This window comes from Pseudomonas sp. TSRC2-2 (genome assembly GCF_049897785.1).
Lineage (GTDB): Bacteria > Pseudomonadota > Gammaproteobacteria > Pseudomonadales > Pseudomonadaceae > Aquipseudomonas.
In genome coordinates, this window is the sequence record NZ_JAFCWZ010000007.1 from 335,346 (window position 1) to 356,912 (window position 21,567).

Below are 21,567 nucleotides of genomic sequence, written 5' to 3' on the forward strand. Positions count from 1 at the left end.
GCTCCAGCAGAATGTCCGAGCATTCTGCTGGGACCATGTCGGTTAGTCGAGTTTGCTCGGTGGCGGTTCCGGCAACGGTTTCTGCCCGTCGACGACCGGCACGATGGTTTTGTTCTCGGGTTCCACGGGCACCATCTTGTATTCCTGACCATGCAGGTTCTTCAGATAAACCTCCATTTGCCGGAACGAGATGTTGATGTGCTGCTTCTTGAACTCGCGGTTGATGAAGCGGTTGACCTCATCGAGCACCGGGTTGCGGTCGCCGAGATCGCGCACATGCATGCGCAGCTCGTGATCGAGGGTGCTTTCGCCGAAATTGAGGAAGTACACGTGCGGCTCCGGTTCCTTCAGCACACGCGGGTTCTCCCGAGCAGCCTTGAGCAACAGTTCCTTGACCAGGTCCAGATCCGAGCCGTAATCAACGCCCAGTTTCAGCGTGACGCGGGTGATGGTGTCGGTCAGCGACCAGTTGATCAGTTGCCCGGTAATGAACGTCTTGTTCGGGACAATGATGTCCTTGCGGTCGAAGTCGGTGATGGTCGTGGCGCGGATGCGGATCTTGCTCACCGTGCCCGAGAGGTTGCCGATGGTGATGGTGTCGCCGATCCGCACCGGGCGTTCGAAGAGGATCATGATGCCGGAGATGAAGTTGGCGAAGATCTCCTGCATACCGAAACCGAGGCCCACCGACAGCGCCGCCACCAGCCATTGCAACTTGTCCCAGCTGACGCCGAGGGTCGACAGGGTGGTGACGAAGCCGACGCCGGCAATCACATAGGACAGCAGTGTTGTCGTTGCGTAAGCACTGCCCTGAGCCAGATTGAGCTTGGACAGCACGAACACTTCGAGCAGGCCGGGCAAATTGCGCGCCAGCGCGAAGGTGATGCCGATGATGATCAGCGCGCCGAGCATGTCGCCGATGCTGATCGGCACCATGCTCATGTTGGCGCCAGTGCCGCTGGTGTATTCGTAGAGGGTGATGTTGTCCAGGTACGAAAACACCGAGATCAGGTCCGACCAGACCCAGTACAGCGCCGCGATGAAACCGCCGAGCAAGGCCAGGCGGATCAGGCGCAGGGACTGTTCGTTGACCTTTTCGATGTCCAGCGTCGGCTCTTCGATCACCGCTTCGCCGTCACCGGCCTCTTTTGCCGCTTGCCGTTTCGCCAGCGCGCGCTGGTAAGCCAGGCGCCGCGCCGCAACGCTCAGGCCCCGCACGAAAGTGGCCTCGATCACCAGCCAGAACATCAGCAGGTACAGGGTATTGATCAAGCGATCGCTGAGTTTCAGCGCCGTGTAGTAGTAGCCGAAGCACACCGCGACAAACAGGGCGATCGGCAACAGGGTGAACATCACCCCGACGGCTTTACGAAACAGCGAGGCATTCTGGTGTGTCGGGCTGCTGATCAGCAGGCGACTGAGCAGCCACGCCATCAAGGCGTAGCAGGTCAGCACCACCGGCATGCCGAGCACGTCATCGGCCAGCGCCGCCGGCTGCAGCTCGGCGACGGCCACCACGGCCACCAGTGCCATGACCACAAGACCCAACCGACGCACCCAGCCCTGAAGGAACTCGACCTGCGGTTTCTCCCAGCGGAAGTGCAATTCCGCCACGCCACCCGGCGCGAGAATCCGGTACGCGGTGTAGAACACCAGCCAGGCCTGGCCCATCTGCAACAGTGCCGCGCCCATGTTGGCGTTCTGCCCGCGTGCATCGATCTGCAAGGCCAGACCGCACAGCGCCAGACCCAGCGCCACCGGCATCGCCAGCAAAATATTGATCAGAATGGCCTGCGGCGTGTGCCATTGGCTGTCGCGCTTGAAGTGGCCGATGTCCTGGTGAACCTTGTTGAGGCGTCCGTACAGCGCTTTGCGGCGCCACAACAGGGCACCGATCAGCAGCGCCAGAGGCAGGAACAGCAGCGGGCGCTGGGTCAGGCCGTCCGTCAGTTCGCTCAGGCTCGACGCCCAAGGTAACGTGTTGACCTGCCGCTCGAGGCGCTCTGGCACGCCGCGCATCCATTCCACATCCAGTGGCTTGTTGCTGGGGATCCAGAACATCTGTTCGTCGAGGGTTGCGCGCAGGCTTTGCGCGGTGCTCAGCAGTTGTTTCTGGTTGAGCTGCAGGGTGATCGACTCATTGAGCATCGCGCTCAACTCGCGGTTCAGCCGCTCGAGCAAATCGGTGCGGGTGTTGGCCAGATCGAGCAGGCTCTTGCGCAGCTGCGGGGTGACCTGCTCCGGCGGCTGCGTGGCCAGCAAGTTGTCGACGTAGGTCGCCGGATTGCTCAGCAGCTCGCGTTGCTGACTGACATCGAACTGATAGAGGCGAATATCGGCAATCTGGTCGGCGAGGTCGCGGTCGACCTTGAGGTGCGGCAGAGCCTGCTTCTGCTTGTAGAGAATTTTCGACAGCAGCAGGCTGCCCTTGAGCACATTGATCTGTTCGTCCAGCGCCGAATCGCTCTGGGTCAGGGTGTCGAGTTGCTGTTTGGTCTGCAGGTTCTGCTGAGTGACTTCGTTGAGACGGTCGGTGCTCTTGAGCAAATAGTCGGAAAGCTTGAGGTTGGTGGCGCTCTCGCTCGCCAGCAGGCTGCTGCCGCCGGCCTTCTGCGCTTCGATCGATTGCTGGGTCACGGTTTCCTGCGACTGCGCCAGACGCTTCTGGTTGATCAGGGTTTGCAGTTCCTGGATCTCGCGGTCGAGGCGATCGGATTTCTCCGAGAGCAAATCGTGCTGGGCGTTGCCCAGATCCTGCAGCTGCGTGTTGCCGGCCAGTTCCTGACGGCGCAGCGGAATCAGCGCATTGAGTGCGGCCAGCTCGGCGTTCAACTGGTCGCGCTGTTCGGCGGTGACCGTTTTGCCCGTGTCCTTGCCGGACTTGAGAATGGTATTGATCTGCTGGATGCGCGTCTGGCTGGCGGAAATCTCTGCCTGAGCGCGTTCGGGGCGAGTCTGCGCGGTGATGATCAGGCTGTTGGCTTCGGCCAAAGCTTTTTGCAGGTCGCTCTGCTGGGTCGAGCGATCGGTGAGGATCTGCTCCAGTTGCTGGATCGACTCCTTGGGAAAACGCTGTGCCACTGGCACCGGCGCGGTAGCCTTGAGACGGCTGAGTTCGCGGGTGTTTTCAATCGTCTGCTTGGGCGCGTTGGCCAGCTGACGCTTGAGGTCGATCAGCTTTTGCTCGTAATCACGCTGGTTGTTCAGCTGATTGAGCGTGTTCTGCAGAACGGTCTGCAAGGTCTTCTTGTCGGCGTCCGGCAATTTGCTGTCGGCCAACTTGTCGAGGCTGGCCTGCACGGCGTCGCTGGACGGTGGTTCGGCAGCATGCAGCGGGCCGACAACGAGACTGAGGCCCAGCAGGGCCGCGGCGAAAAAGGAGCGCAGGGTAGGCATAGAGACCGGTCAAGCAAGTGAGAGTGGAGGCAGTTTAGAGGAAGAGTCCGGGGCCCGGGCGACTTCCTTCGGGGAATCTGACGCCCACTTTGCCGATCTTGTTCCCGTCCATGACCGCGACTGTCCAGTGGGTGTTGTTCCATTCCACCTGGTCGCCGACGATGGGTGCGCCCCCCACTTTTTGCGCGATGAACGCGCCCAGGGTCATGTCCGGATCGATGCCTTCGGCCGGCAAGCCATACAGCGCTGCAACCGCTTTAAGCTGGGCGTCTCCTTCGAGCACGAAGTCGCCGAAGAAACGCAGATCGAGGCCGCGTTGCGGTGCCTGGCTGAACAGTTTGCCGAGGGCCGGCAAGTTGTGTTCGTGGCCAATAACACACAGCAAATCATCGACTTCCAGCACCGTACTACCCGACGGATGGAGCAGTTGTTGGCCGCGAAACAGGGCTGCGATGCGCGTGCCTTCGGGCATTTTCAATTCACGCAGCGGCGAGCCGATGCACCATTTCTCGGCGCCGAGCTTGTAAACGAACAACTCCCACTCGCTGGTCACGTGCACTTCCAGCGCCGCCCGGGAAATCGGCGCTGGCTCGGGCGGTACCGTCACTTTGAGCAACTTGGCCACCCACGGCAGGCTCGTGCCCTGCACCAACAGCGACACCAGAACGATGAAGAATGCGAGATTGAAGTAGAGCTGCGCTTGCGGCAGGCCGGCCATCAGCGGGAACACCGCCAGAATGATCGGCACCGCGCCGCGCAGACCCACCCACGAAATAAAGGCTTTTTCGCGACCGTGGAAGGCCTTGAACGGCAGCAGGCCGACCATCACTGACAGCGGCCGCGCGAACAAAATCATCCACAGCGCCAGACCCAAAGCGGGCAGGGCGATCGGCAGCAGATCATGAGGCGTGACCAGCAGGCCCAGCACCAGAAACATGCCGATCTGCGCCAGCCACGCCATACCGTCAAGCATGTGCAGAATGCCGTGGCGGCTGCGCACCGGGCGGTTGCCGATCACCAGACCGCACAGGTACACGGCGAGGAAGCCGCTGCCATGCAAGGCGTTGGTCAGCGCGAACACCACCAGACCGCCGGCGATGATCAGGATCGGATAGAGCCCGGCGGCGAGATTGATGCGGTTGACCAGTTGCAGCATCACCCAGCCGCCGCCCAGACCGATCACACCACCGATGCCGAACTCGCGAATCAGGTGAGTCAGCAGACTCCAGTGCAGACCGGTTTCGCCGCTGGCGAGCATGTCGATCAGGGTGACGGTGAGAAACACCGCCATCGGGTCATTGCTGCCGGATTCGATTTCCAGACTGGCGCTGACCCGCTCATTCAGGCCTTTACCGCCGAGCAGCGAGAACACCGCAGCGGCGTCGGTCGAACCGACGATGGCGCCGATCAGCAGGCCCTGAATCAGATTGAGGTCGAACAGCCAGGCAGCAGCCATGCCGGTCAGCCCGGTGGTGATCAACACGCCGACCGTGGCCAGCGACAACGCCGGCCACAAGGCCACGCGGAAACTCGACACACGCGTGCGCAAACCGCCGTCGAGCAAAATCACCGCCAGGGCGAGGTTACCGACCAGATAGGCCGTCGGGTAATTATCGAAAATGATCCCGCCACCATCGACCCCGGCAGCCATGCCGACCGCGAGAATGATGACCAGAATAGGAATGCCGAGACGTGAAGACAGGGAGCTGACAAGAATGCTTGCGCCTACCAGCAACGCGCCGATCAAGAACAGGCTGTTGATGGTCGTCGCATTCAAAGGCAGTACTCCAGAAGCGTAAAGACGAGGCACAAACTGACCATGCAGTCTGCGTGCCAGCGATTCTAACCTGTTGAAATGTGATGCTGTCAAAAAGCTTTTGCGGTCGGTGATCGTTCCCACGCGGAGCGTGGGAACGATCAAGGATCAGGTTAGAGGCTGAACCGCCCAACCATGTTGTTCAGATCCAGCGCCAGGCGCGACAGCTCGTTGCTCGCCGCGCTGGTCTGGTTCGCCCCGGTCGCCGATTGCACCGACAGATCGCGGATGTTGACCAGATTGCGATCAACCTCGCGCGCCACCTGCGCCTGCTCTTCCGCCGCGCTGGCGATGACCAGATTGCGCTCGTTGATTTCGACGATGGCGCTGTTGATGGTGTCCAGCGACATCCCGGCACCACGGGCGATGTTCAGCGTCGATTCGGCACGTTCGGTGCTGTTGCGCATCGAATCCACGGCGTGTTCGGTGCCGCTCTGGATGCTGCCGATCATGCGTTCGATTTCGCTGGTCGACTGCTGGGTGCGATGGGCCAGGGCACGCACTTCGTCCGCCACCACGGCGAAACCACGACCGGCCTCACCGGCACGGGCCGCTTCGATCGCTGCGTTCAATGCCAGCAGGTTGGTCTGGTCGGCGAGGCCACGGATCACGTCGAGCACCTTGCCGATATCGCGCGATTCATTGGCCAGATCGCCGATCAAGGACGCGGTGCTCTGTACATCAGCGCTCATGCGTTCGATGGCGCTGACGGTTTCCTGCACCAGATCACGACCGTCGCCCGCCGAAGTGGTGGCGTTTTTCGAGGCTTCCGAGGTGCTGACCGCGTTGCGCGCGACTTCTTCGACGGCACTGGTCATCTCGTTGACCGCCGTGGCGGCCTGTTCGATTTCGTTGTTCTGCTGGGTCAGGCCGCGAGCACTTTCGTCGGTGACGCTGTTGAGTTCTTCAGCGGCGGAGGCCAGTTGCGTGGCCGAACCGGAGATGCGCTGCAGAGTGTCGCGCAGCTTCGATTGCATCTTGGCCATCGCGGCCAGCAGGCGCCCGGCTTCATCTTCGCCATCGACATGGATCGGCTGGGTCAGGTTGCCTTCGGCGATGGTTTCCGCAGCCTCCAGTGCCTTGGAAATCGGCTTGGTGATGCTCACGGTCAGCAGCCAGGCGAACAGCAGGGTCAGGCCGCTGGCGATCACCAGCAGTGTCACTACAAGGTTGAACGACATCGAGTACTGGTCTGTGGCGCCCTGATCGGTCTCGGCGATCTGCTGGGTGTTGATCTCCAGCAAGCGTGCCAGTGCGGTGTTCACCGCCTCCGAGTTGCTCAGCAAATCGCTGTTGAGCATCTGCCGCAATTCATCGATCTGATTGTTGCGCGACAAGGTTTTCATGCGCTCTTCAAGCTGACGGTATTGCGCCAGCAACTGCACGTACTGATCGTACGCCGCGCGTTCCTGCGGGCCTTCGATCAATGGCTCGTAAGCGCGTTGCGCATCGGCGATCTGGCGGTTGCGCAGGTCGAACAGTTCGATGGTTTTCTGCTGCACATCGGGTTCGCGGTTGATCAACAGGCGATAGGACAGCACGCGCAGACGCAGGGTCAACTGGGTGAATTCGTCGAGGGCCTTGATCGATGGCACGCTGGCGGTGGCGATGTCTTCACCGGCCGCGCGGATCTTGCTCATCTGGTTCAGCGCAAACACGCCGAGAATCAACATCAGGCCGCCAATCAGGGCGAAACCGGTGAACGCCCGTGGGGCGATATTCATATTGCGAAGGGACATGGGCGGATACCGAAAAGGGCCGCATCCATGCGGGCTGAGACTGCTGTATGGGTGACTTATCGGTCATACGACTAAAGTCTTGAGGTGGTGTGCGTATTTGTCGCAGACAGCTCTGTGCGACGAAGTGCAGGAACCAGATCGACCATTCACAGTCTTTTAAACTCGCGAGAAGCTTCGCCACCCAGGTAAATCAAGGCCTTGCGCCGGTTTAACCCTGGCATCCGTGGTGACTTTTCTTTATCGTACGCGCCCTTTGAAAAACGCTTGGAAGATCAAAATGTTGGAAGCATCCCTCAGCCAATTGGAACAGCTCGTCAGCGATCTGGTGCAACAGAACCAGACCTTGCTGCAGACCAACCAGACCCTGTCCACGGAACTGGCCCAGGCCAAGGATGAAAACGAAAACCTGCAACTGAACCTGATGGAGCAGGAAGAAAAACACGGCGCCACCGCCGCTCGCATCCAGGCGCTGGTTGATCGCGTCAACGCCGGTCCGGTCAGCGCATGAACCACGGCACAGCGGGGGTAAAAGTCATCTCCATTCTTGGTGAGGACTATTCGATCAAGGCACCGGCCGGGGAAGAACAGACCCTGCTGGACGCGGCGATGATGCTCAAGGCAGCGCTGGAGGACACCAAGCGCAAATACCCGACGCTGATCGGCGACCGCTTGCTGGTGCTGGCAGCGATGAATCTGTGCTCGCAGCAGATTGAAATGAAGAAGCAGCACGAAGAAGAACTCGAGCGTTATCAAGAGCAAGTCAGCGCCACGGTCGAGACCATCACCAAGACCATCAGTCAGGGCTGATGCGGTTGCGCACAACCAGGGAATAGATTGTCGGTTGGCTTGTATACAATCGGCACGGCTGTTGCAGTGTTTCGGCCACTTATTCCCTGGGGGTGCTCCATGCAGTGGTGGCGACGCAGTATTCAGTGGCAGTTGATTCTCGGCATGGGCACGGCCCTGCTGATCAGCATCGTGATTGTGGTTGGCATTTATACCCTGGTGGTCAACCGCCTCGCGCAGAACTATCTGGTCGAGCAAGCGCTGCCGTCGAGCATCGAAGCGACGCGCAACGATATCGAGCGCATCCTCGTCCAGCCACTCACCGCCGCCAAGGACATCGCCAGCAACACCATGGTGCGTGACTGGCTGGCGACGGGCGAAGACAGCAGCAAAACTGCGCTATTTGCGCAGTATCTGGAAGGTATCCGCGCCGAACACAAGGCCTTCACGGCGCTGATCATCGGCACCGAATCCAACCACTACATCACCGAAAAAGGCCTGGATCGCACCCTCAGTCGCTCGAAACCGGCCGATGCCTGGTTCTATTCCTTTCTCGACAGCAATCAGCCGCGCACGCTGAATATCGACAACGACGGCGCCACTGGCGAGCTGGCCCTGTTCATCGATCTGAAGGTCGAGCAGGCCGGCAAAGTGGTTGGCGTTGCCGGGCTCGGGCTGAGCATGAAAGAGCTTTCCGAGTTGATTCACAATTTCAGCTTCGGTGAGCGCGGCAAGGTCTATCTCGTGCGTTCCGACGGTTTGATTCAGGTGCATCCGCAAGCGCAGTTCAGCGGCAAACGCACCTTGACCGAGCAGATCGGCGCCAACGCGGCGCAAGCGGTGATGGGGCATAAGACTGCAGTCAACAGCAGCTTTCAGCGCGAGGGTGAAGATTTTCTCGCCTTCAGTCTGCCGTTGCGCGATCTCGGCTGGACATTGGTGGCCGAAGTGCCGCAGTCGCAGATCTACGCCGAAGCGCGCCAAGCGATATGGATGAGTGGCGGCATCGGCCTGGTGGTGGCATTGGTTTGCCTGGCATTGGTGGTGTGGCTGGCGCAAGGGCTGGTGCGACCGATCCGACAAGTAACACGAGCGCTGGTGGCCATCGGTAGCGGTGGGGGAGATTTGACCCACCGGTTAGATTCCAGTCGCGCCGATGAGTTGGGTGACCTGGCTCGAGGGTTCAACCGGTTCCTCGACAGCCAGCGCGCGATGATCGGCGAAGTGCTGACCACCAGCGAGCGTTTACGCATGGCGGTGGGGCAAGTGGCGACGGTGGTGGACAACACCGCCGATCGTTCCGGTCGGCAGCAGGAAATGACCGACATGGTCGCCACGGCTGTCCACGAAATGGGCCTGACCGTGCAGGAAATCGCGCAGAACGCCGGCAACGCCGCGCTCGCTTCGCAAACTGCACGTGATGAAGCGCTGCAGGCGCGGGAAGTGGTCGGTGGCTCGATCCGCCATATCGAAAGCATGTCCGATGAAATCGGCGTGGCGGCGGGGGCGGTGGCTGAGCTGGCGCAGCAAGTGGCATCGATCGATTCGGTGCTGGCGGTGATTCGTGGCGTTTCCGAGCAGACCAATCTGCTCGCACTCAACGCCGCCATCGAAGCCGCCCGCGCCGGCGATATGGGCCGTGGCTTTGCCGTGGTCGCCGATGAAGTGCGCACCCTGGCACGCAGAACCCAGGCATCGACCGACGAAATCCAACTGATGATCGGCAGTCTCAAGCAAGGCGCGGAAAATGCCGTGTCGTCGATGCGCACCGGTCAGGCCGCGACGGGCACCGGGGTTGAATCGAGCCAGCGCACCGGGGCGTCGTTGACGGCGATTACCGGGCAGGTCGAGCGCATCAGTGACATGAATCATCAAGTAGCGACGGCGACGGAAGAACAGTCGGCGGTGACCGAAGAGATCAATCGCAATGTGCAGGGCATTTCCGATCTGGCGCGGGCGACGGCGGGCGAAGTTCGTGCCTGTCGTGAGGATTGTCAGATGTTGCAGAAGCTGGCGGATGATCTGGCGCGGCAGATGGGTGGGTTCAAGTTGAGCTAAAGGATCAAGATCTAAAGATCGCAGCCTTCGGCAGCTCCTACATTGGAATGCGTTTTCTGCAGGAGCTGCCGAAGGCTGCGATCTTTTGCTTTTAGAACCACGCGTCCCGCATCGCCAGACACGTATCATCCCGCGCCTCCAGCAAGTCCAGCTCATGCTGGCAACCCGGCACTTCCCACGTCAGGAAATATCGCGCTGCCTGCAACTTGCCCTTGTAGAAGTCGACATCCGCCGCATTCCCGTTGGCCAGGCCTTCCTCGGCGCGAATCGCTTGCTCCAGCCAGCGCCAGCCGATCACCGCGTGGCCAAACACTTTCAGGTACAGCGCCGAGTTCGCCAGACTGCTGTTGACCTTGCCCTGCGCCAGATCGGTCAGCAGGCCGATGGTCACGGTTTGCAGGCGGGCAACGAGTTTCTCCAGCGGTTCCCGCAGTGCGGTCAGCGAATCGTACGCAGCGGCGCGTTCAGCGGTGTTGGCGATCAGGCGGATCAATTGCTTCAGCCCAGCGCCACCGTTCTGCGCCAGTTTGCGGCCAAGCAGATCCAGCGACTGAATGCCGTGGGTGCCTTCGTGGATCGGGTTCAGGCGGTTGTCACGGTAGTACTGCTCCACCGGGTATTCGCGCGTGTAACCGTGACCGCCAAGAATCTGGATCGCCAGTTCGTTGGCCTTCAGGCAAAACTCCGATGGCCAGGATTTGACGATCGGCGTCAGCAGGTCCAGCAACTCGTGCGCCTGCTTACGCTCGGCTTCGGTTTGCAGCGTGGTGGTGTCATCGAACAACCGCGCGGCATACAGGCCGAGGTCAAATGCGCCTTCGACGTAGGATTTCTGCGTCAGCAGCATGCGTCTGACGTCCGCGTGCTGGATGATCGCCACCGGCGCGGTGGTCGGATCCTTGCTGTCCGGCACCCGCCCCTGCGGCCGCTCGCGCGCATAGTCCAGCGAATACAGGTAACCGGCATAACCGAGCATCACCGCACCCATGCCGACGCCGATTCGCGCCTCATTCATCATCTGGAACATGTAGCTCAAACCATGGTGCGGCTTGCCCACCAGATAGCCGACGCACTCGCCGTTATCGCCAAAATTCAGTGCCGTCGACGTCGTGCCGCGCCAGCCCATCTTGTGAAACAACCCGGCGAGCAACACGTCGTTGCGCTGGCCGAGGCTGCCGTCGTCGTTGACCAGAAACTTCGGCACGATGAACAGCGAAATACCTTTCACTCCCGGCGGCGCATCCGGCAGTTTCGCCAGCACCATGTGCACGATGTTTTCCGAGAGCGGGTGATCACCGCCGGAGATGAAGATCTTGTTGCCCTTGAGGCGGTAAGTGCCGTCGGACGCAGGCTCGGCGCGGGTACGAATATCCGACAGCGACGAACCGGCGTGCGGCTCGGTCAGGGCCATGGTGCCGAAGAAGCGCCCGTCGATCATCGGTTGCAGAAACCGCTGCTTCTGCTCTTCGCTGCCGAAGCTCTCGATCAGGTTCGCCGCACCCATGGTCAGGAATGGGTACGAGGTCGACGCGGCGTTAGCCGACTGGAAATGCGCGAAGCAGGCTTGCGACAGGAGCGTCGGCAGTTGCATGCCGCCAGCTTCAAAACTGCGTGCGGCGTTGAGAAAACCGGCCTCGAGAAAGGCATCCACCGCCGGTTTCACTTCGGGAATAAGAATCGCCTGGCCGTCTTCATAGCGCGGCTCGTTTTCATCGCCCTTGCGGTTGTGCGGGGCAAAATACTTTTCGGCGATGTTGCGCGCGGTGCCGATGGCAGCGTCGAAGGTCTCGCGATTGTGCTCGGCAAAACGCTCTCGCCGGGTCAGGCCCTCGGCATCAAGGACTTCGTACAGCTCGAAAGCCAGATTGCGGGAACTGAGCAGCGTCTCGGACATGGCGGCTTACCTGTGAATTGAGGTTGGGCCGAGTCTAAGGTGGGGGAATAGAGGCTGGATAGGATGATTGATGAGAGTGATGCAGAAGCAAAAGATCGCAGCCTTCGGCAGCTCCTGCATTTGGAATGCGTTCCCTGTAGGAGCTGCCGAAGGCTGCGATCTTTGATCTTCTGTGGGAGCGAGCCAGGCGACCATTGCAGTCGCCTGAATTTACAGCGGTTTAACCGATCGTCATCAAGCTGGCATTACCCCCCGCCGCAGCGGTGTTGACGCTCAATGCCCGCTCAATTACCAGGCGTTCCAGCGCAATGTTGGTTTCGCCCTGGGACAAGCCCTGAACGCCAACGATCGCGCCGGCACGCTTGGCAATCTGTTGGCAAACGCCGCGCAACTGGTCGGAATGGCCGTGATGCAGAACCGCATCAAACACCACTTCATCTTTATTCCAGTCAGCTACCAACTTGATCCGCGCCTGAATGTCCTTCGGCAGACGTGCGAACAATGCCTTGCTGATGTCCGACTCCGGCCATACAGCCGAACCGCCCACCGCCAGCACCGCCGCCAGTTGCGTCAGCAAGTCACCTTCAACTTCCGCCAGGCACAGCACGTGTTCGCGCGGCAGGATGGCGTAGCTGTTTTTCTCGCCGGTCGGGCCTGCCAGTACGCGGGTGATGCCGCTCTGCGATTGCGCCGCGTACTGCACGCACAGGGTGCTCAGGTCGGCGTACTTGTTGCTTTCAGCCCAGGCTTTCAGCGCGTTCAGCGGTTTGCTCATGGCGTCGCGCAGACGAACGTCCGGGGCGATAACGGCGTCACCGCGAGCGAAGGATTGTTCGATGGCGTCGGTAGGACGCGTCGACAGCAAGCGGTACAGATACAGCGGGCCACCGGCTTTCGGCCCAGTACCCGACAGGCCTTCGCCGCCAAATGGCTGCACGCCGACCACGGCACCGACGATGTTGCGGTTGACGTAGACGTTACCGGCGTTGACGTTGTCGATCACCTTGGCGATGGTCTCGTCGATGCGCGTGTGCACGCCCAGCGTCAGGCCGTAACCGGAGGCGTTGATCTGGCCGATCAGTTGATCCAGCTCTTTGCGCTTGTAGCGCACCACGTGCAGCACTGGGCCGAAGATCTCGCGTTGCAGTTCGTCGAAGCTTTCCAGTTCGATCAGAGTCGGCATGACGAAGGTGCCGCGCTTGACCTCTTCGCTGTCGGCAATTGCCACTTGGTAAACGTTGCGGCCTTTGTCGCGCATGCCCTGGATGTGCTTGTCGATGCCGGCCTTGGCTTCGGCGTCGATCACCGGGCCGATGTCCACGGACAGACGCTCCGGATTGCCGAGACGGCTTTCGGCCATCGCACCTTTGAGCATTTCGATGACGCGATCGGCAGAATCTTCCTGCAGGCACAGTACCCGCAGTGCTGAGCAACGCTGACCGGCGCTGTCGAAGGCCGACGACACTACGTCGATCACCACTTGTTCGGTCAGTGCCGAGGAGTCGACGATCATCGCGTTCTGGCCACCGGTTTCGGCGATCAGCGGGATCGGGCGGCCCTGGCTGTCGAGACGCCCGGCGATGTTGCGTTGCAGCAAGCGCGCGACTTCGGTGGAACCGGTGAACATCACGCCTTTTACGCGTTCGTCACCGACCAGACCGGCGCCGACCGTTTCACCGCGCCCCGGCAGCAGTTGCAGCACGCCTTCCGGGATGCCGGCTTCGAGCATCAAGCGCACGGCTTGAGCGGCGACCAGCGGAGTTTGTTCGGCCGGTTTGGCCAGCACCGGGTTACCGGCGGCCAGTGCCGCAGCGACCTGGCCGCTGAAGATCGCCAGCGGGAAGTTCCACGGGCTGATGCATACGACCGGACCGAGTGGGCGGTGGGCATCATTGCTGAAATCGTTGCGTGCCTGCACCGCGTAATAACGCAGGAAGTCGACCGCTTCGCGGACTTCGGCGATGGCGTTGGCGTAGGTCTTGCCGGCTTCGCGCGCCAACAGGCCCATCAGCGGCTGGATCTCGCCTTCCATCAAATCTGCAGCACGTTCCAGAATCGCCGCGCGCTCGGCCGGCGGGGTGGCCTGCCAGATCGGCGCGGCGTTCAGCGCGCATTGAATGGCGTTGTCGACGTCCTCGACGGTGGCTTCCTGAACGTGACCGACCACATCGCGGTGATCGGACGGGTTCAGCACTGCTGCCGGCGTTTCGTTGCTGGACGCGCAGCCGAGCATCGGCGCGGCTTTCCAGTCATTGTGCGCGGTGGCGAGCAAGGCGCAGGACAGCGAGGCCAGACGATGTTCGTTGGCCATGTCAATGCCGCTGGAGTTGGCGCGCTCGGCACCGTACAGATCACGCGGCAGCGGAATGCGCGGGTGCGGCAGACCGAAACCGCCTTCCATGGTGGCCATCTGCTCGATTTGCGCCACCGGATCGGCGACCAGTTCCTGAATCGAAATCGACTGGTCGGCGATGCGGTTGACGAACGAGGTGTTGGCGCCGTTTTCCAGTAGACGACGCACGAGGTACGCCAGCAGGGTTTCGTGGGTGCCGACCGGAGCGTAAACGCGGCACGGACGGTTCAGCTTGCCCTCGGAAACCTTGCCAACCACTTGTTCGTAAAGCGGCTCGCCCATGCCGTGCAGGCACTGGAATTCGTACTGGCCGGGGTAATAGTTCTGACCGGCAATGTGATAAATCGCCGACAGAGTGTGGGCGTTATGCGTGGCGAATTGCGGGTAGATGACTTCCGGCACCGAGAGCAGTTTGCGTGCGCAAGCGATGTAGGAAACGTCGGTGTACACCTTGCGGGTGTAGACCGGATAGCCTTCCAGACCTTCGACCTGAGCGCGCTTGATTTCGCTGTCCCAGTACGCGCCTTTCACCAGGCGGATCATCAGGCGATGACGGCTGCGGCGGGCCAGATCGATCACGTAGTCGATCACGTACGGGCAACGCTTCTGGTAAGCCTGGATAACGAAACCGATACCGTTCCAGCCGGTCAGCTGCGGCTCGAAGCACAGGCGCTCGAGCAGATCCAGCGACAGCTCGAGGCGGTCGGCTTCTTCGGCGTCGATGTTCAGGCCGATGTCATATTGCTTGGCCAGCAGGGTCAGCGACAGCAGGCGTGGGTACAGCTCGTCCATTACACGCTCGTACTGAGCACGGCTGTAACGCGGGTGCAGTGCCGAGAGCTTGATGGAAATGCCCGGGCCTTCATAAATCCCACGACCGTGGGACGCTTTGCCGATCGAGTGGATGGCTTGTTCGTACGAGGCCAGGTATTTTTGCGCGTCGACTTCGGTGAGTGCCGCTTCACCGAGCATGTCGTACGAATAGCGGAAGCCCTTGGTTTCGAACTTGCTCGCGTTGGCCAGCGCTTCGGCGATGGTTTCGCCGGTAACGAACTGCTCGCCCATCAGGCGCATGGCCATGTCGACGCCCTTGCGGATCATCGGCTCGCCGCTCTTGCCGATGATGCGGCTCAGCGAAGAAGTCAGGCCGGCTTCGTTGTGGGTGGAAACCAGTTTACCGGTCAGCAGCAGGCCCCAGGTCGCGGCGTTGACGAACAGCGAAGGACTGTTGCCCAGGTGTGGATGCCAGTTGCCGGTGCTGATCTTGTCGCGGATCAGCGCATCGCGTGTGCCTTTGTCGGGGATACGCAGCAGCGCTTCGGCCAGGCACATCAGCGCCACACCTTCCTGGGACGACAAAGAAAATTCCTGCAGCAGACCCTGAACAATGCCCGCACGACCACCGGCACTTTTCTGGTTACGCAGTTTTTCGGCGATGGTCGCGGCGAGTTTGTTGGTGGCTTCGGCCATCGGTGCCGGCAGGCGCGCCTGCTCGATTAGCATTGGCACGACTTCCGGCTCAGGGCGGCGGTAGGCGGCGGTGATCGAAGCACGCAGAACCGATTGCGGCAGGATGCTTTCAGCGAATTCGAGGAAGCATTGGTGAGCGTGATCGGTCTGCACTTCGCCAGCGTCATCGGCGTCTTTGGCGGTCAAACCGTTCAACTCGGTCAGGGTTGCACCACCCTCGAGTTTTTCCAGGTAATTGAAAATTGCCTGTTTGATCAGCCAGTGCGGCGTGCGATCAATCGAGGTTGCGGCAGCCTTCAGGCGCTCGCGGGTCGGGTCATCGAGTTTGACCCCAAGGGTGGTGGTAGCCATATTTTTATCCTCATGGTTGCCACAGTTGCGTGGCATCAGCTGGCGGCAAGATTAGCCGTGCGCTGAATGAGGTGCAACCGGGTGCAACCCTTTTTTGTCGGAAAAATCCGCAACGGGTCAGGAATTAATTTCCGCGACCAAAGTACTGCCTCTGCTTGGTGCTTTCACTTCTAGCAAAGAGCCCTGACTGCCTTAAAAGGGAGCAAAAACCCGGTGAGCGTCGATTAATCCGACTGGGTGCAACTAATTCTCGCGAAACTGGTTGCACCTTATTTGCTTTGTTGCATAGCATTCGCCGCCAAGGTGCAACCGGGAATAACCCGGTGTACCGGCTGATGGCTTTCCTGGGGAAACATCAGTCTTAAATGCGCGGGATCCCGGATCGTCTGCCAAACGTCGTCGTTTGCGAGCGGTTCACCACCGCCGCTACATAAAAACAAAGCCAGGGCGTAACTCAATGAGCGTAAGCAATCCAACCCTGATCACATTCGTGATCTACATCGCAGCAATGGTGCTGATCGGCTTGATGGCCTATCGCTCCACCAACAACCTTTCTGACTATATTCTCGGCGGTCGCAGCCTCGGCAGCGTCGTCACCGCGCTGTCTGCCGGTGCCTCCGACATGAGCGGCTGGTTGCTGATGGGCCTGCCGGGCGCCATCTACATGTCCGGTCTTTCCGAAAGCTGGATCGCCATTGGCCTGGTCATCGGGGCCTACCTGAACTGGCTGTTCGTGGCCGGTCGTCTGCGCGTACAGACCGAGCACAACGGCGACGCCTTGACCCTGCCGGACTACTTCGCCAGCCGTTTTGAAGACAAAAGCGGCCTGCTGCGAATCATCTCGGCGATCGTGATTCTGGTGTTCTTCACCATCTACTGCGCATCCGGCATCGTCGCGGGTGCCCGCCTGTTCGAAAGCACGTTCGGCATGACCTACGAAACGGCGCTGTGGGCCGGTGCTGCGGCGACGATTGCCTACACCTTTATCGGTGGTTTCCTGGCTGTGAGCTGGACCGACACCGTACAAGCCACGCTGATGATCTTCGCGCTGATCCTTACGCCGATCATCGTCCTGCTGGCCACTGGCGGCGTCGATACCACATTCCTCGCCATCGAAGCGCAAGATCCGAGCAATTTCGACATGCTCAAGGGCACCACTTTCATCGGCATCATTTCGCTGATGGGTTGGGGGCTGGGCTACTTCGGTCAGCCGCACATCCTCGCGCGTTTCATGGCGGCGGATTCGGTGAAGTCGATCGCCAAGGCGCGTCGCATTTCCATGACCTGGATGATCCTGTGCCTGGGCGGCACCGTGGCGGTGGGCTTCTTCGGTATCGCCTATTTCTCGGCGCACCCGGAAGTGGCCGGCCCGGTCGCTGAAAACCCTGAGCGGGTGTTCATCGAACTGGCAAAACTCCTCTTCAACCCATGGGTTGCCGGTGTGCTGCTGTCGGCCATTCTGGCTGCGGTAATGAGCACCTTGAGCTGCCAGTTGCTGGTGTGCTCGAGCGCCCTGACCGAAGACTTCTACAAGGCCTTCCTGCGCAAGTCCGCCTCGCAACAGGAGCTGGTCTGGGTCGGTCGTGCGATGGTGCTGTTGGTAGCACTGATTGCCATCGCTATGGCTGCCAATCCGGATAACCGCGTACTGGGCCTGGTGTCCTACGCCTGGGCCGGTTTCGGCGCTGCGTTCGGTCCGGTTGTGCTGATCTCGGTCATCTGGAAAGACATGACCCGCAACGGTGCACTGGCCGGTATTCTGGTCGGCGCGATTACCGTGGTGCTCTGGAAGCATTTCGAACTGCTTGGCCTGTACGAAATCATCCCTGGCTTCATCTTCGCCAGCCTGGCCATCTACATCGTCAGCAAGCTCGGCGCGCCGACCGCTGGCATGGTGCAGCGCTTCGAAGCAGCGGAAAAAGATTTCCACCTGAACAAATAATGCGCTGAGCTTCGGCTCACATCAGAACGGCCCGTTTCCTACCGGAGGCGGGCCGTTTTTTATTGCCTGTAGATTTTCGGCGAAGCTGCAAATCCAGTGTGGGAGCGGGCTTGCTCGCGAATGCGGCATATCAGGCGACATCTCAATCGACTGACCCGGCGCCTTCGCGAGCAAGCCCACAGTTCGTTCTGTGTACGGGTTTGGGGGATTTGTCTGTAGTCGAAGGCACCGCGTTCTCAGGCGCTTTCAGCAACCTGCGTAGGGCAAATCTGAATTTCCGGGCACCTGTTCATCACCCCTTGCCTCTCCCGCAGAATCGCCCGCCCCACACTGCAGAGAGACATCGGATGTTCGCCCCTGCCAATCAACCGCGTTTTACGTTGACCCTCGAAGGCGCTCAGGATGACCTCAAGGTCCTTGAGTTCTCGGGCAGGGAAGCCATCAGCCAGCCTTTTCGCTTCGAACTCGAACTGGTCAGCGAGCGGCCGGACCTGGATCTCGAAAGCCTGCTGCACAGTCAGGCGTATCTGAGTTTCGATGCTCAGGGTTGCGGTTTTCATGGTCAGATTTATCAGGTCGGGCAGGGCGATTCCGGGAAACGTCTGACGCGCTATCACCTCAGCCTCGTTCCGCGTCTGATGTATCTGGGGCATCGCATCAACCAGCGGATTTTTCAGCATCAAAGCGTGCCGCAAATTGTCACGCAGATCCTCAAGGATCATTCGATCCTGCGCGATGCCTTTGAATTTCGCCTGGGTAGCGAGTACCCGGAGCGCGAGTACTGCGTGCAGTACGCGGAAAGCGATCTGGCCTTCATCCAGCGTCTGTGTGCCGAAGTCGGCATTCATTATCACTTTCAACACAGCCCCGAAGGCCATCTGCTGGTGTTCGGCGACGACCAGACCGTGTTTCCGAAGCTGGCCGAGCCGACGCTATATTTGCCGGGTAGTGGCATGTCGGGCGGTGCGCCGGCGATTCAGCGTTTCAACGTGCGTGTCGAAACCCGCACCAGCGTTGTCACTCGACGTGACTACAACTTCGAAAAACCGCGCCTGTCTCTGGAAAGCCGCAGTGACGGCGAGCAACGTCCAGTGCTGGAGGACTACCACTTCCCCGGTCAATTCAACGATCGCGACACCGGCAGGCATCTGGCGCGGCGAACGCTTGAACGGCACGTCGCCGATTACCGGCGAGCCGACGGCAGCAGCGACCAGTCCTCACTGGTCTGCGGACATTTCCTGCAACTTGTCGAACATCCGCGCAGCGACTGGAATGATCTGTGGTTACTCACTGCCGTCGAACACCGTGGCCGTCAGCCGCAGGTATTGGAGGAGTCGGTGACCAGCGATGGCGAATCCTTCCAGGGCTATCGCAATATCTTCGTGGCCACGCCGTGGGACGTGTTCTTTCGTCCGGCGCTGGGCCCGGAAAAGCCGCGCGTGTCGGGTTACCAACCCGCCGTGGTCACCGGCCCGAAAGACCTGGAGATCCATTGCGATGAATACGGGCGGGTCAAAGTGCAACTGGCCTGGGATCGCGACGGCGAGCTGAACGAGCACTCCAGTTGCTGGCTGCGCGTCGCGACCGGCTGGGCCCACGATCACTACGGCGGCGTGCTGATTCCGCGCGTCGGCATGGAAGTGCTGGTCGGTTTCATTGATGGCGATGCAGACAAGCCGCTGGTCATGGGTTGCCTGCCCAACGCCGCGACACCGGTGCCGCTCGATCTGCCGGCAGACAAGACTCGCAGCGTTTTCCGCAGCCAGAGCAGCCCCGGCGGTGGCGGTTACAACGAACTGCGCATCGAAGATAAGAAAGGCGCCGAGGAAATCTACCTGCGTGCCCAGCGCAATTGGACCCAGCATGTGCTCAATGATCAGCAACTGCAGGTCGACAACCAGCGCAGTGTGATCGTCACCGGCTCCGCCCGGCATGAACTCAAAGCCGACGAACAGCGCATCACCCACGGCCAGCGCCAGACCGAGGTCAGGCAGGATGATCACTTGTCCGTGCTCGGCGACCAGCACGTTCGGGTAAACAGCCAGGCCACCAGCGCCTCGGCGCAGATCCATATCAGCGCTGGCCAGCAAGTGGTCATCGATGGCGGCGCGAGCGCAACGATTCAGGCCGGCGGACAGTGGATCAATATCGGCCCCGGCGGAATTTTCAGCAGCGTACCGATTGTGGTGGGCGGCGCGCCGATGGCGGCAATGAGTGCGGCACCGGTGGTGCCGGGATTGCTCGAGAAACTGGCCGCTGCGCCGGCGGCGATTCTCACCGCCGCACAAATCATGAGTCTCAAAGGTGATGCGCCTTTTTGCGAAGAGTGTGAGCGATGCAAGGACGGTGTTTGTGCAGCCTGAACAATTAACCGCCGAAGATTGGCTGGCGCGGCAGCCGCTGCTGGCGTCAGAACAACTGTTCGCAATTTTCAGCCGCGCCAGCGACGCCGATGCGTTCAAAGTCTGGCAGGGCACGGCGAACCCGGTTTGGGCCGAGACCATTTATGCCGATTGGGAAGCGGTAATGCCCTATGTGGGAATTGTCGCTGCAGACAGTGAGTTTTTACGTTGGGTAGCGGAAACCGCCTCACGGGACTGGGGTTGGCTGGCGGTGTCTTCGGCGGATCTTGAAGTGCTGGTCGAACACTTCCGCAGCCTGACTCAAGTGCTGATGCCGGACGGTAAAGCGGTGTTTTTCCGCTTCTGGGATGGGCGGTTTTTGCTGCCTCTTTTGCAGTCTGACGAGGTCGATCCTGCGCAATTGCTGCCGGTAATTTCGCGAGGCTTGATCAACGGCCAAGCCGTTGCAATCGGCGGTGGAGCGCTGGGTTCGGGGCGGGTTTTTCCGTGGTGGAACGTGCCGAAATCAGTGTTGGCGCAGACTGATGCAAGCGTACGCATCGTGAATGCTCTGCAATGGCTGAGCGAAGAACACCCTGCCATGTTCGAGGCGTTTCCCGAGGCTGTTTTGCGCTGCAAAGTCGGACAGTTTTTCAAATTATCGATGTCGGAAGATTCGTCACGATCGGCGCTTCTGGAGTTTTTGCTGGCAGAGACAGAGTGAAATTTCGGGGCAAACGCTTCGGACGTTTCCTTCGAATCGCGGCGGTTTTCATGAACTGGTGCGCGCTGAGTTGCAGGGGTAGTCTTTTCGTTGTCGCCGCGAGAGCGGTGGCAGGGGGTAGGATCCCGAACTCTGAAGTGCATAAGTGCCGCAGGCTGAATACAAGGGTCAAAGCGTATTCATGACAAGTTGACGGCGGCTTTGTGCGGGACACGTTTCGACGTGGCTGATTTGGAGTTCTCAGTTCCTACTCCCGCACATGGCTGCCACCCAAACCCGTAGGAAGGTCAATGGCGGCTCCACTCAGAACTTCAGGGATGCTAAGAATGACAACGACAAAACATGATCCGCCCTACAAGAAAATCACGCCTCACCCCGACAACCGCTTCATGGCCCTCACCGGCAATTGCAGCGACATGCCCAGCCTGTTCGTCGACACCCACGTGCCCCTCGATATCCTCATGGACGCCGCCAATTACCGGATTCGCGCTGTCGTCCAGGTGCTGGAAAACATGTGCATGCGCGGCTCGATCGAATGCGACTCCGTGATCCTCAGCGACTTCGCCCTGCTGTGCGCCATCCCGTTGCGTGATGGCTGCGATGTACTTGATGTCATCGGCAAGCGCCTGCGCAGCTTGCCTGCCTGAAGAGATCAAAAGATCGCAGCCTTCGACGGCTCCTGCAAAGTGAACGCCT

12 protein-coding genes and 2 pseudogenes are annotated in these 21,567 nt (G+C 60.4%); 8 read left to right on the plus strand and 6 right to left on the minus strand.

Features of this window, described 5'->3' with window-relative positions; all coding sequences use genetic code 11:
* Positions 1-42: 42 nt before the first annotated feature.
* From mscK to ACP7D9_RS16690, 4 genes and pseudogenes are all read right to left on the minus strand, one after another.
* The gene (gene mscK / locus ACP7D9_RS16675; RefSeq protein ID WP_426158645.1) at positions 43-3,396 is read right to left on the minus strand and encodes a mechanosensitive channel MscK; all 3,354 of its coding nucleotides are present in this window, start codon (positions 3,394-3,396) and stop codon (positions 43-45) included.
* A gap of 34 nt (positions 3,397-3,430) precedes the next feature.
* On the minus strand, positions 3,431-5,173 hold the full coding sequence (locus ACP7D9_RS16680; RefSeq protein ID WP_024011302.1) for a potassium/proton antiporter: 1,743 nt from the start codon (positions 5,171-5,173) through the stop codon (positions 3,431-3,433).
* Positions 5,174-5,325: 152 nt separating this feature from the next.
* A complete protein-coding gene (locus ACP7D9_RS16685; protein ID WP_370695130.1) occupies positions 5,326-6,198 on the minus strand; it encodes a methyl-accepting chemotaxis protein in 873 nt (290 codons plus the stop codon).
* A 30-nt stretch (positions 6,199-6,228) separates the two neighbouring features.
* A pseudogene (locus ACP7D9_RS16690) lies at positions 6,229-6,951 on the minus strand (MCP four helix bundle domain-containing protein); the annotation flags it as partial.
* 277 nt (positions 6,952-7,228) lie between these two features.
* On the opposite strand from ACP7D9_RS16690, the gene ACP7D9_RS16695 reads away from it, so the two are divergent.
* The 4 genes and pseudogenes from ACP7D9_RS16695 (at position 7,229) to ACP7D9_RS16710 (ending at position 9,795) form a co-directional block, all read left to right on the plus strand.
* Positions 7,229-7,459, plus strand: a complete 231-nt coding sequence (locus ACP7D9_RS16695; RefSeq protein ID WP_016772015.1) for a hypothetical protein — start codon at positions 7,229-7,231, stop codon at positions 7,457-7,459.
* Positions 7,456-7,758 carry a cell division protein ZapA gene (locus tag ACP7D9_RS16700; protein ID WP_101156537.1) on the plus strand — a complete coding sequence of 101 codons (303 nt, stop codon included), beginning with the start codon at positions 7,456-7,458 and terminating at the stop codon, positions 7,756-7,758. Before ACP7D9_RS16695 ends, ACP7D9_RS16700 begins: the two co-directional genes overlap by 4 nt.
* Before the next feature lie 144 nt (positions 7,759-7,902).
* Positions 7,903-8,928, plus strand: a pseudogene (locus ACP7D9_RS16705) (cache domain-containing protein); the annotation flags it as partial.
* 135 nt (positions 8,929-9,063) lie between these two features.
* Complete coding sequence (locus tag ACP7D9_RS16710; RefSeq protein ID WP_425644154.1) at positions 9,064-9,795, plus strand: methyl-accepting chemotaxis protein; 732 nt, start codon at positions 9,064-9,066, stop codon at positions 9,793-9,795.
* A gap of 91 nt (positions 9,796-9,886) precedes the next feature.
* Here the strand turns inward: ACP7D9_RS16710 and ACP7D9_RS16715 are convergent, their stop codons facing one another.
* Entirely contained in the window at positions 9,887-11,689 is a 1,803-nt protein-coding gene (locus tag ACP7D9_RS16715; protein WP_426158648.1) for an acyl-CoA dehydrogenase, read from the minus strand.
* Positions 11,690-11,909: 220 nt separating this feature from the next.
* A complete protein-coding gene (putA, locus tag ACP7D9_RS16720; RefSeq protein ID WP_426158650.1) occupies positions 11,910-15,863 on the minus strand; it encodes a trifunctional transcriptional regulator/proline dehydrogenase/L-glutamate gamma-semialdehyde dehydrogenase in 3,954 nt (1,317 codons plus the stop codon).
* A 457-nt stretch (positions 15,864-16,320) separates the two neighbouring features.
* On the opposite strand from putA, the gene putP reads away from it, so the two are divergent.
* The 4 genes from putP to ACP7D9_RS16740 all read left to right on the plus strand — a co-directional run bounded on the left by putP (position 16,321) and on the right by ACP7D9_RS16740 (position 21,518).
* Positions 16,321-17,805 (plus strand): sodium/proline symporter PutP, encoded by a 1,485-nt coding sequence (putP, locus tag ACP7D9_RS16725; protein WP_101156529.1) that lies wholly within the window; start codon positions 16,321-16,323, stop codon positions 17,803-17,805.
* Positions 17,806-18,152: 347 nt separating this feature from the next.
* On the plus strand, positions 18,153-20,168 hold the full coding sequence (locus ACP7D9_RS16730) for a type VI secretion system tip protein VgrG (protein WP_426158652.1): 2,016 nt from the start codon (positions 18,153-18,155) through the stop codon (positions 20,166-20,168).
* Positions 20,158-20,871: a DUF4123 domain-containing protein gene (locus ACP7D9_RS16735; RefSeq protein ID WP_312997726.1), complete on the plus strand. Its 714-nt coding sequence runs from the start codon at positions 20,158-20,160 to the stop codon at positions 20,869-20,871. The genes ACP7D9_RS16730 and ACP7D9_RS16735 overlap by 11 nt, the downstream gene beginning before the upstream one ends.
* Positions 20,872-21,197: 326 nt before the next feature.
* Positions 21,198-21,518: a hypothetical protein gene (locus tag ACP7D9_RS16740; protein WP_258710895.1), complete on the plus strand. Its 321-nt coding sequence runs from the start codon at positions 21,198-21,200 to the stop codon at positions 21,516-21,518.
* Positions 21,519-21,567: the final 49 nt, after the last annotated feature.

What these genes read in the sequence shown, in the direction of transcription:
- mscK (WP_426158645.1), bottom strand. Translation starts at nt 3,396, where the DNA reads ATGCCTACCCTGCGCTCCTTTTTCGCCGCGGCCCTGCTGGGCCTCAGT.
- ACP7D9_RS16685 (WP_370695130.1), bottom strand. Translation starts at nt 6,198, where the DNA reads ATGGCCAAGATGCAATCGAAGCTGCGCGACACTCTGCAGCGCATCTCC.
- ACP7D9_RS16695 (WP_016772015.1), top strand. Translation starts at nt 7,229, where the DNA reads ATGTTGGAAGCATCCCTCAGCCAATTGGAACAGCTCGTCAGCGATCTG.
- ACP7D9_RS16700 (WP_101156537.1), top strand. Translation starts at nt 7,456, where the DNA reads ATGAACCACGGCACAGCGGGGGTAAAAGTCATCTCCATTCTTGGTGAG.
- ACP7D9_RS16710 (WP_425644154.1), top strand. Translation starts at nt 9,064, where the DNA reads ATGGTCGCCACGGCTGTCCACGAAATGGGCCTGACCGTGCAGGAAATC.
- ACP7D9_RS16715 (WP_426158648.1), bottom strand. Translation starts at nt 11,689, where the DNA reads ATGTCCGAGACGCTGCTCAGTTCCCGCAATCTGGCTTTCGAGCTGTAC.
- putA (WP_426158650.1), bottom strand. Translation starts at nt 15,863, where the DNA reads ATGGCTACCACCACCCTTGGGGTCAAACTCGATGACCCGACCCGCGAG.
- putP (WP_101156529.1), top strand. Translation starts at nt 16,321, where the DNA reads ATGAGCGTAAGCAATCCAACCCTGATCACATTCGTGATCTACATCGCA.
- ACP7D9_RS16730 (WP_426158652.1), top strand. Translation starts at nt 18,153, where the DNA reads ATGTTCGCCCCTGCCAATCAACCGCGTTTTACGTTGACCCTCGAAGGC.
- ACP7D9_RS16740 (WP_258710895.1), top strand. Translation starts at nt 21,198, where the DNA reads ATGACAACGACAAAACATGATCCGCCCTACAAGAAAATCACGCCTCAC.